Source organism: Streptococcus mitis SK597, assembly GCF_000148545.1.
In the GTDB taxonomy this organism is placed as follows: domain Bacteria; phylum Bacillota; class Bacilli; order Lactobacillales; family Streptococcaceae; genus Streptococcus; species Streptococcus mitis_C.
The window spans coordinates 1-14,808 of the sequence record NZ_AEDV01000034.1; the positions used below are offsets into that span (position 1 = coordinate 1).

At 40.7% G+C, this 14,808-nt stretch carries 15 protein-coding genes; 13 read left to right on the plus strand and 2 right to left on the minus strand.

All coding sequences use genetic code 11. The features are described from left to right. Positions 1-651 (minus strand): PD-(D/E)XK nuclease family transposase (locus SMSK597_RS0102290; RefSeq protein WP_000218317.1); only part of this gene is annotated, 651 nt, incomplete at its 3' end. 147 nt (positions 652-798) lie between these two features. On the opposite strand from SMSK597_RS0102290, the gene polA reads away from it, so the two are divergent. Together polA and SMSK597_RS06560 are read left to right on the plus strand one after the other, a co-directional pair. Continuing rightward, on the plus strand, positions 799-3,432 hold the full coding sequence (polA, locus tag SMSK597_RS06555; RefSeq protein ID WP_004237784.1) for a DNA polymerase I: 2,634 nt from the start codon (positions 799-801) through the stop codon (positions 3,430-3,432). Between the two features lie 84 nt (positions 3,433-3,516). Next, complete coding sequence (locus SMSK597_RS06560; protein ID WP_000076471.1) at positions 3,517-3,954, plus strand: CoA-binding protein; 438 nt, start codon at positions 3,517-3,519, stop codon at positions 3,952-3,954. Positions 3,955-3,985: 31 nt separating this feature from the next. Here the strand turns inward: SMSK597_RS06560 and SMSK597_RS06565 are convergent, their stop codons facing one another. Continuing rightward, entirely contained in the window at positions 3,986-4,996 is a 1,011-nt protein-coding gene (locus tag SMSK597_RS06565) for a YeiH family protein (protein WP_000009132.1), read from the minus strand. 571 nt (positions 4,997-5,567) lie between these two features. Here SMSK597_RS06565 and SMSK597_RS06570 point away from each other — a divergent pair. The 11 genes from SMSK597_RS06570 (at position 5,568) to SMSK597_RS06610 (ending at position 14,386) form a co-directional block, all read left to right on the plus strand. Then, positions 5,568-6,737: a pyridoxal phosphate-dependent aminotransferase gene (locus SMSK597_RS06570; protein ID WP_000366342.1), complete on the plus strand. Its 1,170-nt coding sequence runs from the start codon at positions 5,568-5,570 to the stop codon at positions 6,735-6,737. Next, complete coding sequence (recO, locus tag SMSK597_RS06575; RefSeq protein ID WP_000616173.1) at positions 6,734-7,504, plus strand: DNA repair protein RecO; 771 nt, start codon at positions 6,734-6,736, stop codon at positions 7,502-7,504. The genes SMSK597_RS06570 and recO overlap by 4 nt, the downstream gene beginning before the upstream one ends. Next, on the plus strand, positions 7,501-8,493 hold the full coding sequence (plsX, locus tag SMSK597_RS06580; protein WP_000717443.1) for a phosphate acyltransferase PlsX: 993 nt from the start codon (positions 7,501-7,503) through the stop codon (positions 8,491-8,493). Before recO ends, plsX begins: the two co-directional genes overlap by 4 nt. Positions 8,494-8,498: 5 nt before the next feature. Further along, positions 8,499-8,732: an acyl carrier protein gene (locus SMSK597_RS06585; RefSeq protein ID WP_000136445.1), complete on the plus strand. Its 234-nt coding sequence runs from the start codon at positions 8,499-8,501 to the stop codon at positions 8,730-8,732. A gap of 89 nt (positions 8,733-8,821) precedes the next feature. Further along, positions 8,822-9,016: a hypothetical protein gene (locus SMSK597_RS13285; protein WP_102211087.1), complete on the plus strand. Its 195-nt coding sequence runs from the start codon at positions 8,822-8,824 to the stop codon at positions 9,014-9,016. 168 nt (positions 9,017-9,184) lie between these two features. After that, entirely contained in the window at positions 9,185-9,676 is a 492-nt protein-coding gene (locus tag SMSK597_RS06590) for an N-acetyltransferase (RefSeq protein WP_000895388.1), read from the plus strand. A gap of 169 nt (positions 9,677-9,845) precedes the next feature. Further along, entirely contained in the window at positions 9,846-10,697 is an 852-nt protein-coding gene (locus SMSK597_RS06595) for a C40 family peptidase (RefSeq protein WP_025169676.1), read from the plus strand. A 112-nt stretch (positions 10,698-10,809) separates the two neighbouring features. Continuing rightward, complete coding sequence (locus SMSK597_RS06600; protein WP_000748706.1) at positions 10,810-11,979, plus strand: PspC-like choline-binding domain-containing protein; 1,170 nt, start codon at positions 10,810-10,812, stop codon at positions 11,977-11,979. A 152-nt stretch (positions 11,980-12,131) separates the two neighbouring features. Further along, positions 12,132-12,278: a smi_0057.1 family bacteriocin-like peptide gene (locus SMSK597_RS06605; RefSeq protein ID WP_000425301.1), complete on the plus strand. Its 147-nt coding sequence runs from the start codon at positions 12,132-12,134 to the stop codon at positions 12,276-12,278. A gap of 564 nt (positions 12,279-12,842) precedes the next feature. Further along, positions 12,843-13,658 (plus strand): GHKL domain-containing protein, encoded by an 816-nt coding sequence (locus SMSK597_RS13785; protein ID WP_000181848.1) that lies wholly within the window; start codon positions 12,843-12,845, stop codon positions 13,656-13,658. Then, complete coding sequence (locus SMSK597_RS06610) at positions 13,655-14,386, plus strand: response regulator transcription factor (RefSeq protein ID WP_001221868.1); 732 nt, start codon at positions 13,655-13,657, stop codon at positions 14,384-14,386. Before SMSK597_RS13785 ends, SMSK597_RS06610 begins: the two co-directional genes overlap by 4 nt. Positions 14,387-14,808 lie beyond the last annotated feature (422 nt).

Below are 14,808 nucleotides of genomic sequence, written 5' to 3' on the forward strand. Positions count from 1 at the left end.
GTAGTCAAGCAGTTGGTCTGCTTGGCTGATGGCTCGCTCGGGTTGTTGAGTAAAGGGTTTATTCCCGAAAAACTCCAACCATGGCTTGCGAACTTCGTCTTTGCTGGTTTCTCTATATTTTTTTAATTCCAAGAACGCCATCTTGACCAGATGGTTTTCTTGACCATTGTTTGTGATGGTTAAAACCTCACCTGTCGTATCCTCGCGCATACTAAAACTGTGAAAGGCTAAGTCATCTGAGAAATAATTGCTATCCACAATTGCAATGGCGTATACTGGTGCGATGTGTTTATAGCTCTGGTGAGTATTGCCTTCTTGTTGGCGAATTTTTTCGAGATTTTGATTGACCTGACTACATAGATAAGCCCATAGGCGATTGATGAAAAAATTCTGATGATGTACCTGAATCTCAATGATTACCTGAGTGCCATTGTCCAACTCCGCTAAAACATCTATACTGGTATAGAAATATTGGGCTGAATAAGGTATGGAAGGCAAGACATGAATGTTACTTCCCTCCAAAATGGTCACATTTTTTGCTGGCAAGTCCAGCATATCGCGAATAAATTGACAAGTGATTTCTGGATTACTAAATATTTTTTTAGCTACCAAGTCATTGGTTGGGCTGATGCCCGGATGACGTACAGTCATATTTCTTCTCCTTTCATTATAGCACATTTTTAAATCTAGGTTTACTAGATTCACTGGCTCTATCTATTTATTCGGAAAAAGTATGAAAAATGCTTGGTCTGGCTCTTCCCAATGGTATTTTTTGGTGCTTTCCTTTATAATGGGTGTATGGATAAGAAAAAATTATTATTGATTGATGGGTCTTCTGTTGCTTTTCGGGCGTTTTTTGCGCTATATCAGCAGTTGGACCGTTTTAAGAATGCGGCTGGCTTGCATACCAATGCGATTTATGGCTTTCAGTTGATGTTGAGCCATTTGTTGGAGCGGGTTGAGCCGAGTCATATTTTGGTGGCTTTTGATGCGGGAAAGACGACCTTCCGTACAGAGATGTATGCGGACTATAAGGGTGGTCGGGCTAAGACTCCTGATGAGTTTCGTGAGCAATTTCCTTTCATTCGTGAGTTGCTGGATCATATGGGGATTCGTCACTATGAGCTTGCTCAGTATGAGGCGGACGACATCATTGGGACGCTGGATAAGCTAGCTGAGCAGGATGGTTTTGATATTACCATTGTCAGTGGGGACAAGGATTTGATTCAGCTAACGGATGAGCATACGGTGGTTGAGATTTCCAAGAAAGGTGTGGCTGAGTTTGAGGCCTTTACGCCAGATTATCTCATGGAAAAGATGGGCATTACACCGACGCAGTTTATCGATCTCAAGGCGCTCATGGGGGATAAGTCGGATAATATCCCTGGGGTGACCAAAATCGGTGAAAAGACGGGTATCAAGCTCTTGCTGGAGCATGGCTCGCTCGAGGGGATTTATGAAAATATCGATGGGATGAAGGCTTCTAAGATGAAGGAAAATCTCATCAATGATAAGGAACAGGCCTTTTTGTCGAAAACACTAGCGACCATTGATACCAAGGCACCGATTGAGATTGGTTTGGAGGATTTGGTCTATAGTGGTCCAGATATTGAAAATCTTGGGAAATTCTACGATGAGATGGGCTTCAAACAGCTCAAGCAGGCTTTAAATGTATCGTCAGCTGATGTGGCTGAGAGTTTGGACTTTACTATCGTTGACCAAATCAGTCAAGATATGCTGACTGAAGAGTCTATCTTCCACTTTGAGCTTTTTGGTGAGAATTACCATACGGATGATTTGGTTGGTTTTGCTTGGTCTTGTGGAGATAAGCTCTATGCCACAGACAAGCTTGAGCTCTTGCAAGAGCCTATTTTCAAGGCCTTTTTAGAAAAAACACCTCTGAGAGTTTATGACTTTAAGAAGGCTAAAGTTCTCTTGCATCGTTTGGGTGTGGATTTGCAGGCGCCTGCTTTTGACAGCCGTTTGGCTAAATACCTCCTTTCGACTGTGGAGGACAATGAAATTGCGACCATCGCGAGTCTTTATGGTCAGACTTATTTGGTTGATGATGAGACTTTCTATGGTAAGGGTGTCAAGAAGGCCCTTCCTGAACGTGAGAAATTCTTGGAGCATTTAGCTCGTAAGCTTTCCGTTTTGGTTGAGACTGAGCCTGTTTTGCTTGAAAAACTCAGCGAAAATGGGCAATTAGAGCTGCTTTATGATATGGAGCAACCTCTGGCTTTTGTCCTTGCTAAAATGGAAATTGCTGGGATTACGGTCAAGAAAGAGACCTTGCTTGAAATGCAGACTGAAAATGAGCTTGTCATTGAAAAACTCACTCAGGAGATTTATGAGCTGGCTGGTGAGGAGTTTAATATCAACTCGCCTAAGCAGTTGGGCGTCCTTCTCTTTGAAAAATTGGGACTTCCTCTAGAATACACTAAGAAAACTAAGACCGGTTATTCGACAGCGGTGGATGTCTTGGAGCGTCTAGCTCCTATTGCGCCGATCGTTAAGAAAATTCTCGACTACCGTCAGATTGCTAAGATTCAGTCTACTTATGTGATTGGCTTGCAGGACTGGATTTTGGCGGATGGTAAGATTCATACGCGCTATGTGCAGGATTTGACCCAGACTGGGCGTCTGTCTAGTGTGGATCCAAACTTGCAAAATATCCCTGTTCGTTTGGAACAAGGGCGTCTCATTCGTAAGGCTTTTGTGCCTGAGTGGGAGGATAGTGTCCTGCTTAGTTCGGACTATTCACAGATTGAATTGCGCGTTTTAGCACATATCTCTAAAGACGAGCACTTGATTAAGGCTTTCCAAGAGGGGGCGGATATCCATACCTCGACAGCCATGCGGGTCTTTGGCATTGAGCGTCCTGAGGATGTGACTGCAAACGACCGTCGCAATGCCAAGGCCGTTAACTTTGGAGTAGTTTACGGGATTTCAGACTTTGGCTTGTCTAATAATTTGGGCATTAGCCGTAAGGAAGCCAAGGCCTATATTGATACCTACTTTGAACGATTCCCAGGTATTAAAAACTACATGGATGAAGTGGTGCGTGAGGCGCGTGATAAGGGCTATGTAGAGACCCTCTTCAAGCGTCGTCGTGAGTTGCCAGATATCAATTCTCGCAACTTCAACATTCGTGGTTTTGCGGAGCGGACAGCTATCAACTCACCTATCCAGGGTTCGGCAGCAGATATTCTCAAGATTGCTATGATCCAGCTGGATAAAGCCTTGGTTGAAGGTGGTTATCAGACTAAGATGCTTCTGCAAGTGCACGATGAAATCGTCCTTGAGGTTCCTAAATCTGAATTGGCAGAGATGAAAAAATTAGTGAAACAAACTATGGAAGAAGCTATTCAACTCAGTGTTCCCCTTATCGCAGATGAAAATGAAGGGGCAACCTGGTACGAGGCTAAATAAAAAGGGAGCTAGTCTTCCTTTTTTGTAGTAGAATTATGCAAGCCTTTTCAAAATGTGTTATACTGATGAAAAAGGAGGATTTTTATGAGTCAAGAATTTATCAATCCAAGTGATGGCGTGATTCGTCAGTATCTAGCAACGAGTAAAACGCTTGCTGTGGTGGGCTTGTCTGACCGCGAGGAAACAACCAGCAATCGAGTGACTAAGGAAATGCAGGCTCGGGGTTATAAAATTATTCCAGTCAATCCTAAGGCGGCAGGTGGCGAAATCTTGGGTGAAAAGGCTTATGCTAGCCTAGCAGAGATTCCTTTTCCTATAGATATTGTCAATGTTTACCGTCGCAGTGAGTTTTTGCCAGATGTGGCGCGTGATTTTCTCAAGGCTGATGCTAAGATTTTTTGGGCACAACTCGGGCTTGAAAGTCTAGAAGCAGAAGAGATTTTGCGTGCTGGTGGATGTGATGACATCGTGATGAATCGTTGTATCAAGAGAGAACATACACGCTTGATTGAGGAAGCATAAGAAAAAGGTAGCTGATGGGCTACCTTTTGTGTTAGAAGATACCGATAAGGGTCTGCATACCAAGACTAGTGAGGATGATGGCAATCCAGCAGATGGCTCCGAGGACAATGGATTTTCCGCTGGATTTGATCATAGCTACTAGATTGGTTTTGAGACCGATAGCGCTCATGGCCATGATAATGAGGAATTTGGAGAGTTGTTTGAGAGGGGTAAAGAAACTACTAGACACACCGAGAGAGGTGAGTAGTGTGGTAAGGAGAGAGGCGAGAATGAAGTAGAGGATAAAAAGTGGGAAGACTTTTTTCAGTTGTAGACCTTGCTTATTTTTTTGCTCGCGACTTTGCCAGTAGGAGAGAAAGAGAGTGATGGGGATAATAGCCAGGGTCCGCGTGAGTTTGACAATGGTTGCGGATTCGAGGGTATTGGTCTGGTAGAGACTGTCCCAGGCGCTGGCTGTGGCTGTTACAGAGGAAGTATCGTTGACTGCAGTCCCTGCAAAGAGGGCGAAGCCGTCATTGGATAGATGAAGCCAGGTGCCTAGGGTTGGAAAGATGAGCGCAGCCAAGACATTGAAGAAAAAGATAACGGAGATAGCTTGGGCTACTTCCTTTTCCTTAGCATGGATAACAGGCGCTGTCGCCGCAATGGCAGAACCCCCACAGATGGAAGAACCTACTCCAACCAAGGTAGCCAGTTTTGTATCCAGTGCAAAGAAGCGCTGGAAGAAGTAGGCAATAATCAGAGCTATTGAGATAGTGGACAGGATGACAGGGAGCGAAGATTGGCCAACTGCGAAGACCTGCGAGATATTGAGACCAAAACCAAGCAAGACAACGGCATATTGGAGCAATTTTTTAGAACTAAAGGTCAATCCAGCATCCAGTTGTTTATAGGGCGAGAGAAAGGGATGGAGAAGCATGCCTATGAAAATTGCAAAGACAGGCGCGCCAATAACAGGGAAGAACCCTCCTAAGTACCAAGATATGATGGAAATGAGAAGGCAGGCCAAGATACCTGCTCCATTTTTTGATAGAAATGACATAAAAACCTCCGAAAATAAATACCCCTTATTATAATCTTATTTATCAGAAAAGTAAAATAGAAAGTGGAGCTAACAATTATTTGACAAGTAGTGCTAATTATGGCTATAATAATCCTACAAGAACTGTAACGAAGTCTTGGCAAAAACAAAAATACCAGAGCTCCACCTCTGGTATTTCTTTTTGTTCAGTTACATTAAAACTAAACTCAGGTTATATTTTTTTGTCGCGCTTATCTAACCACTTTCTGACTATCCACTCAGAAATGACATTACCGGTAATAGTAATCAGTAATGGTGCTAGAATAGTTGTAACGAAGATTATCAAAACCTCAATACTCGTCGAAAATCTCATGATACGTTGTCATCTTCGGCTTACCTAACTTGAGTTATGCTTTCACCTTGATTCCTAGTCTCATGAGATTTTCATTGAGTATTCTAAAAACATAGTGTTGTAATCAATTTAAATTAACACACTTCAATTTGTTATGCTAGCGTTATTCTCTAATGTATTTTTGCGGTCGGGGGGCTTTTGTAGTATAATAGAGATACGTTTTTACAGTAGGAGGTATCTATGGACTTAACTAAGCGCTTTAATAAACAGTTAGATAAGATTCAAGTTTCGTTGATTCGTCAGTTTGACCAGGCTATTTCGGAGATTCCTGGGGTCTTGCGTTTGACCTTGGGGGAACCTGATTTTACAACGCCAGACCATGTCAAGGAGGCGGCCAAGCGAGCGATTGACCAGAACCAATCCTACTATACAGGGATGAGTGGCCTGCTGACTCTACGTCAGGCGGCCAGTGATTTTGTTAAGGAAAAGTATCAACTGGACTATGCTCCTGAAAATGAAATCTTGGTTACAATTGGGGCGACAGAGGCTTTATCTGCTACTTTGACAGCTATTTTGGAAGAGGGAGACAAGGTGCTCTTGCCAGCTCCTGCTTATCCGGGTTATGAACCAATTGTCAATCTAGTTGGGGCAGAGATTGTCGAGATTGACACAACTGAAAATGGTTTTGTCTTGACTCCTGAGATGTTGGAAAAGGCCATTTTGGAGCAGGGTGACAAGCTCAAGGCGGTTATTCTCAACTATCCAGCAAATCCGACAGGCATTACCTACAGTCGGGAGCAGTTGGAGGCCTTGGCAGCTGTTTTACGCAAGTACGAAATTTTTGTTGTCTGTGATGAGGTTTACTCAGAATTGACCTACACAGGCGAAGCCCATGTATCTCTGGGAACTATGTTGAGAGATCAGGCTATTATTATCAATGGTCTATCTAAATCACATGCCATGACAGGATGGCGTTTGGGACTGATTTTCGCTCCTGCAGCCTTTACAGCTCAGTTGATTAAGAGTCACCAGTACTTGGTGACTGCCGCAAATACTATGGCTCAACATGCTGCGGTGGAAGCCTTGACGGCTGGTAAAAATGATGCGGAGCCCATGAAGAAGGAATACATCCAGCGTCGGGACTATATTATAGAGAAAATGACTGCTCTTGGTTTTGAGATTATCAAACCAGACGGTGCCTTCTATATCTTTGCTAAGATTCCAGCAGGATATAATCAAGATTCTTTTGCTTTTCTGAAAGATTTTGCTCAGAAGAAGGCCGTTGCCTTTATCCCTGGTGCTGCCTTTGGGCGTTATGGAGAAGGTTATGTTCGCCTGTCTTATGCAGCCAGCATGGAGACTATCAAAGAAGCCATGAAACGTCTTGAGGAGTACATGAGAGAAGCATGATTCAGTCTATCACGAGTCAAGGCTTGGTGCTCTACAATCGCAATTTTCGTGAGAATGACAAGCTCGTCAAGATTTTTACAGAGCAGGCTGGCAAACGCATGTTTTTTGTCAAACACACTGGCCAGTCTAAGCTGGCACCTGTTATTCAGCCCTTAGTGCTGGCACGATTTCTCTTACGAATCAATGATGACGGGCTCAGTTACATTGAGGACTATCATGAGGTGATGACTTTTCCCAAGATTAATAGTGACCTCTTTGTCATGGCCTATGCGACCTATGTGGCAGCTCTTGCAGATGCTAGTTTGCAGGACAATCAGCAGGATGCTCCCTTGTTTGCTTTTTTGCAAAAGACTTTGGAGTTGATGGAAGCTGGCTTGGATTATCAGGTTTTGACTAATATTTTTGAAATTCAAATCTTGACTCGATTTGGGATCAGCCTCAATTTTAATGAGTGTGTCTTTTGCCATCGGATCGGTCAGGCTTTTGACTTTTCTTTCAAATATGGAGCCTGCCTCTGTCCAGAGCATTATCATGAGGATGAGAGACGTTGCCATCTCAATCCCAATATCCCTTATTTGCTCAATCAGTTTCAAGCCATTGATTTTGAGACCTTGGAGACCATTTCGCTCAATCCTGAAATCAAGCAAGAGCTACGCCAATTTATGGATCAACTCTACGAAGAGTACGTTGGGATTCACCTAAAATCAAAGAAATTTATTGATTCCCTATCCGACTGGGGACAATTACTAAAAGAGGAAAAGAAATGAAAAAAATCGCAGTAGATGCCATGGGAGGCGATTACGCACCCCAAGCCATCGTTGAGGGTGTCAATCAAGCCCTAGCTGACTTTTCAGATATCGAGGTTCAACTCTACGGAGATGAAGCTAAAATCAAGCAATATCTGACAGCGACAGAGCGCGTCAGCATTATCCATACGGATGAGAAGATTGATTCAGACGATGAACCTACGAGAGCTATTCGGAAGAAGAAAAATGCCAGTATGGTCTTGGCAGCAAAGGCTGTCAAAGAGGGTGAAGCAGACGCTGTCCTTTCAGCTGGGAATACAGGTGCCTTGTTGGCTGCAGGATTCTTCATCGTGGGCCGCATCAAGAATATCGATCGTCCTGGACTCATGTCTACCTTACCGACTGTAGATGGGAGAGGTTTTGACATGCTTGACCTCGGTGCTAATGCGGAAAATACAGCCCAGCACCTCCATCAATACGCGGTTCTAGGGTCTTTCTATGCTAAAAATGTTCGTGGCATTACGCAACCACGCGTTGGCTTGCTCAATAACGGAACAGAGAGTAGTAAGGGCGACCCGCTTCGTAAGGAAACCTATGAATTACTAGTGGCTGATGAAAGTTTAAACTTTATCGGAAACGTGGAAGCGCGTGATTTGATGAATGGCGTTGCGGATGTTGTCGTGGCAGATGGTTTCACGGGAAACGCTGTGCTCAAATCCATTGAAGGGACAGCCATGGGAATTATGGGCTTGCTCAAGACAGCTATTACAGGTGGTGGTCTTCGAGCGAAACTAGGCGCACTCCTTCTCAAGGATAGCCTCAGAGGTTTGAAAAAACAGCTCAACTACTCAGATGTTGGTGGAGCGGTCTTGTTTGGTGTTAAGGCACCGGTTGTCAAGACTCATGGCTCAAGCGATGCCAAGGCTGTTTATAGTACGATTCGCCAGATTCGTACCATGCTAGAAACAGACGTAGTTGCCCAGACTGCGCGTGAATTTTCAGGAGAATAAAAGAGATGACAGAAAAAGAAATTTTTGACCGTATTGTGACCATTATCCAAGAGCGACAGGGAGAGGACTTTGTCGTGACAGAATCCTTGAGTCTGAAAGACGATTTGGATGCGGACTCAGTCGACTTGATGGAGTTTATCTTGACACTGGAAGATGAATTTAATATCGAAATCAGCGACGAAGAAATTGACCAACTCCAAAGTGTAGGAGATGTGGTGAAAATCATTCAAGCAAAATAGAAATCGGAGTTCCAAGGCAACGGAAGTAGATGGTTTTTAGAAATGAGGAATATCGGATATCCTTGTAAAAATGGGAAAAACACGTTATAATGGACTTATTAGAAGAGAAAGGAAGTATACTCGTGGCTACATTTAGTATTACTCGTGATATCACACTCACAAAAGAAGATTTTGAAAAAATTCAAGCCTCTAAATCAACTGATTTGTTGCTTGATATTATCAAAAAGAATACAGATAAACAAGAACAACCTTCCTTACTAGGTCTAGAGAAGCTGGTAAGATAAAGTATGAAATTATATGCCTTACCACTAGGGGATGTCATCAAATTCATACGACAAACCGTTATTACTAGAAATCCTGAATATACTAATGAACGGAGAATACGTTAAAAAGTCCGTGAGAACTTCTCTAAGATTGTTTCTGAGCAAGTGTCGTTTGGTAAAAATGAGGATATGTTAGAGTATCTTAAAAATGACGCAATTACAACAGAGCTGACACATAAATCGAGAAATTTTATTATTATTGATCAAGAGATATCAGGAGAGAGATTTGAGATTTTAGGTTTTTTTACACTAACATTAAAAATTGTTAATGTTCAAGAATTAGATAATGATAGCAAAAAATCTTTTGTTTTAAGTGGGAAAAACGCTAGAAACTTAAATTATATACCTGGTCTTTTGATTGCTCAATTTGGTAGAAATTTACACTTTAATAAAATTACTGGTCAGCAAGTTATGGAATTAGTGGTTGAAAAAATTCAATTAGCTCAGAGCATTTTAGGGGGTAAAATGGTTTATTTAGATAGTGTCAATGAAGATAAAGTGATTAATTTTTATAAATCGTTTGGTTTTGTTGAATACGGTGAGATTATTAGGGATAATAAGCACCCTGATGTATATTATCAACCAATGGCTCTTGATATGACAAAAGTGATTGTTGAGTAGATATAGGAGTTCCAAGGCATTTGCTTTGGAATTTTTCTTTGGTTCAAGTGACCGTTTAGGAACAGATTTAGTCTTTCTAGGGACAGTAGAAATCTGAGGACAAATAAGGGATATAATAGAGTCAGAAAAAATCAATCTTCAAAAAGGAGAAAAAGAAAGGATTTTTATGATGAAAAAATATCTTTATTCTAGTTTGTTAGTTCTTGCAGGAGGCGTTCTCCTAGCAAATACTACGGTAGCCTATGCTGATTCCCCATCAGCAAGTGAGAAAGAAGCGATTGCTCAATTAGTTAATCAAGGCAAGATAAAAGCTGAAGAAGCTGATCAAGTAAAATTGATTGGTTTTGAAGATAAAGAAACTCAAGCAGAGGGCAATCAAGAGAAGAAAGCTTTCAATCAATATCGTGATCCGAAAGGAACATGGATGCAAACCAATGGTAAATGGTGGTTTAAATACGGTTCAGGTGGGTATGCTAAAAATTGGGAACAATTAGATGGTAAGTGGTACTATTTTGATGACCAAGGATGGATGAAAGAAAATACTTGGATTCAACCTGATGGCAATTATTACTACTTATCTGCTAGTGGTGCTATGGTCACTGGTTATCAGCGTGTGAATGGTACACCATACTTCTTTAGAGAAAGTGGTGTATGGGTAGAAAATCGTGGGCAAGCACTTGGTGAATACGCAAAGACATTTGTAGGAAAAATCCCATATGTTTGGGGTGGGGCAGATTTGAATAGTGGCGTAGATTGCTCAGGATTTACGATGGCTATTCATGCTAAGTTTGATATTAGTATTCCTAGAGTAACCTATGGTCAAGCAACAGGAGGAAGCTATGTAAGTAATGGTTCTCAACAAGCTGGAGATTTGATTTTGTATAATAGTGAAGAGACAAATGACCATGTAGGTATTTATGTTGGTGGTGGAAAGGTAGTTCATGCTCCATATCCAGGTCAATATGTTTCTTATATGAATCAATACGGTATTACTCAAAATACAATTCGTAGATATTGGTAATATTGTCTAATTTTTCACAATATTATTGACTTTGATTATGAAAAGTATTAGAATATAGCTAAATAAAGAGGGGAAGTCCTCTTATAGCTATTCAATAAAGGAGGAAATGGCTATGAAAAAATCTAAACTACTCACTCTTGGTCTGCTTGTAGGTGCTGGTCTGCTTTTATCTATCAACCAAGCACAGGCTGCAGATACTTGGGTTAAAAATGGTGCTGACTGGAATCTTTCACAAGATGGCAGTCTAGCTAAGGATAAATGGGTACAAAATGCTGGCTCATGGTATCACTTCGACAGCACTGGTAAAATGCAGACAGGTTGGCTCAAAGACGGTAACACTTGGTATTCGCTCGCAGATAGTGGCGCTATGCGTACTGGCTGGTACAAGGAAGGTAGCACATGGTACTCACTAGCAGATAGTGGCGCCATGCGTACAGGTTGGTACAAAGAAGGGTCTACATGGTACTATCTTCATTTTAGTGGTTCTATGATGACAGGTTGGGAGTTCATAGATGGTAAATGGTCTTACTTTGAAAAATCAGGTGCTATGGTTGCAGATAGAGCTGTTCCAGCCAGTGATGGGGAAAGTTATGTCATTGGTAAGGATGGCTATCTAGCAAATAGAAAAGATGCTGGATACAGTATTCATGATATTGTCAAACTTGGAGATGGGCAAGAATATTTGCTAAATGCTAAAGGTGACGATGTTATTATTGAAAAAAATGCTTGGTATATCAGACCAGAGTTCAAGAAGTTTTCTAATAAATATGGAGATGAGGTTGCAAATACTACCTTAGCTTTAGTGGATAATAAAGAAGAAGGACAAGAAATTGATCCTAAAGCTGTTATAAAGAATTTCCAAAACTTACCAAACAGGTATTACTTTGGGGCAGATGGTCGTCGCGTAACAAATTTACCAGAAATGACCACCTATTCAGAGATTAAAAAAGTTGGCAATGATGTCTATTTAGAAAATCCAGGTGCACGACTTCGTCTTGGAGCTACCAGCTTTACAATCAATAACAATAAACTATACTATTTAGAAAATGAGCAAGGTAAGCTCAAAACAGGTTACTTTGTATTGATTGATGATGGTATGGCTACAACCCACTATCACATCCTAGCCTATGCGGGTCAATCTGGTGAGATTCTTAAGATGAAACGTTTGCCATCGGGAGTTTCAGATTATCTGGATAAAGAAATCGATGGTTTCTATGGTGAAAAAATTAAGATTGAATCTCCACACTCAAACGAATATTATAAAGTGGTCGTGGTTAAATAAAAATAACATCTTCACAACTAATCATTAACACTCTAACCAATATACCATTTTCAGGAGGCTTTAGATTTCTTGTATTTTAAAAGGAAACTAAAGCCTTTTGTAGATGGAGCAGGGGATAGAGTTATCTATAAAATAATGAAAAGGAGTCTGTCATGGAAATGAAAAACACATTTGTAGAATTGGAACAATTTGAAGAGTTAACCCCAGAGGTTTTGGAGGAAGTGAATGGTGGAGGGATTTTTGAAGATGCCGTAAAATGGTGCGATAAGTTATTTAGTACGGGTAGACACTTTGCTTAAATTCACAGTATTCGTTAGAGATTAGATTTATTTATGATTATTTTAGAATTCTTAGTTTCTGTGCTATATATACTGTTGGTAGTCGTTTCAACCATGGTGCCTACTATTTATTTGGGCGCTCAAATTTCCCCAGAATTTTATAAAAAACGTTATTGGCTCATTGTATTTTTAATTAGTTTATCTGCTCGTCAAACATTTGGAGAATTATTTCATATAGGAATCCTTCTCTTCTTTTACTGTGTTTTTTTACTCGTATTGCATAAGCGAAAAGTAGAAGCACTTTTTCTTTCCTTATATCTTTTTCTTTTCTTTCAAAGCATTCGTTATTTATTTTTGACAATTTGGATTCGTGTATTATCCGGTGAGCCTTGTTGTTTTGTAGATTCGTTTTCCACGTTATATAGATCTGTATTTGATTTATTATCAATATTTCTATGTTGTAAAATAATTAAGCGTTGGTCTTTGGATTTGGATTTATTTTTTTCAGATACTTTCAAAACCCACTATCATAAGAGTTTTTTCATTATCCTACCTCTGACTGGATTTAGGATATTCTCTTCGTTTATGACCAATATAAATAGTCCTTTCTACGTTCGTTTTGACACAACCATTTCTCTCCTGATTTTCATTCTCTTTTTCTCTTGGCTCTTTTACATCAAGCATTTGGAGCAGGTTTATCGTGATGAGCAGACCATTCAGAGACAGGAAGATGAAAATCGTTCCTTGCAAGGAATGGTGGATAAGTTGGGTCATCTCTATGATGAAGTTCGAGGCTTCCGTCATGATTTTGCGGGGATTATCGCCAGCATGGAGCCTGCCATAGCCAATCAAGACATGGCTGAGGTGTCTACCATTTATCAAGATGTCTTTTTAAAGACAAATGAAAAGCTGAGGAAGGCAGATTACACGGCCTTTAATCTTCATAATATCCATGATATAGCCATTCGCAATACCTTGGCAAAAGCTATGATTGTGGCAGATAATCAGGGAATTCATTTTAGTTTGGAGACGGTGGGGGTTGTCGAAGAGCTGGCATTGCCGATGTTGGAGGCTATCCGTATCCTCTCTATCCTCACGACAAATGCCTTGGAGGCAGCCAGTGAGGCGGAAAATCCGCAGATTCGGGTTGCTTTGTTGGCAGGTGATAGGAGTGTCCGTTTTATTATTGAAAACACTCGTAAGAAAGAAGAACTGAATCCCAGTATTCTCAGTCAAAAGGGTTATTCGACCAAGGGTAACCACAGTGGACTGGGCTTAGCGACCTTGGAGGATATGGTTTTTCATTATGATTTAAACTTAGATACCCAGCTAGGAGAGACGACTTTTAGACAAGATTTAGAATTGCCATTTAAGGATGAGAAACGAGGGGGAGAGGAATGAGAATTTTAGTTTTGGAAGATGATAGAGTCCAGCAAGGACGGATAGAGCAGACTTTACTAGATATTGGTCGCTCTCGCAATTTAAGATTGGAAATTGATATTGCCAAAAACTATGGAGATGTTGAAAAGTATTCTCAGTATTTTGACCATTACCAACTCTATTTATTGGATTTAGAGATTGATGGAGAGCGTGAACGGGGCTTTCAGGTTGCTCAACAGGTTCGGGAGCGGGATCCTTTTACAAGCATTGTCTTTGTGTCCACGCACTCGGAGGCCTTGCCTCTAGCTTTTCGCTACCACTTGTCTGCCTTGGATTTTATTTCCAAGGATCAGCCTGAGGAGGATTACTGTCATCAGCTGGAGCGCTGTCTGGACTATGTACTGGCAGTGGACAAGAGGGAAAATATGCGTCTCTTCACCTATAGTTTTGAGGGAAGACGGGGCTTTACTCTGCCCTACCATGAGATTTTAGCCTTTGAAACCTCAGTGGAATCCCATCGTATCAAGGTCTACTATGCCAATCATTCTATCAAAACCATTTATGGTAGTCTCAAGGACATCGCTGCCAAGGCTGAAAAAGATTACTTTGTCTATGCCAATCGCAATACGTTGGTCAGTTTACAGGCTATTGAAGAGATGACTGCGACAGAAGTGACCTTGTTAGAAGGCTTGCACTTCCCCGTATCACGAACAGCCAGAAGAACCCTTAAAAAACATCTCAATGTCTAATATCTGTTAGACTTGAATCAATTTATCAATAAGAATATCGGAAAATTTTCTGATATTCTTATTTTTTTGACTTCTTTTTCGAATAGATAAGTAAGAGGAAAAGAAAGGAGCCTAGTTCATGTATCTACCGATTTTCTATTCATGGTACACTAAATTATTTTTGAAATAAAATTTAATTTAGTTGTACATTTTCGAAATTTTTTTCGAATAGATAAGTAAGAGGAAAAAGAAAGGAGTTTGCTTCATGTATCTACCAATTTTTTATCCGTGGTTTACTAAATTATTTTTCAAATAAATTTAATTGGTTGTACATTTTCGAAATTTTTTTCGAATAGATAAGTGAGAAGGAAAAGGAAGGAGTCTAATTCATGTATCTACCAATTTTCTATCCATGGTTTACTAAATTATTTTTCAAATAAATT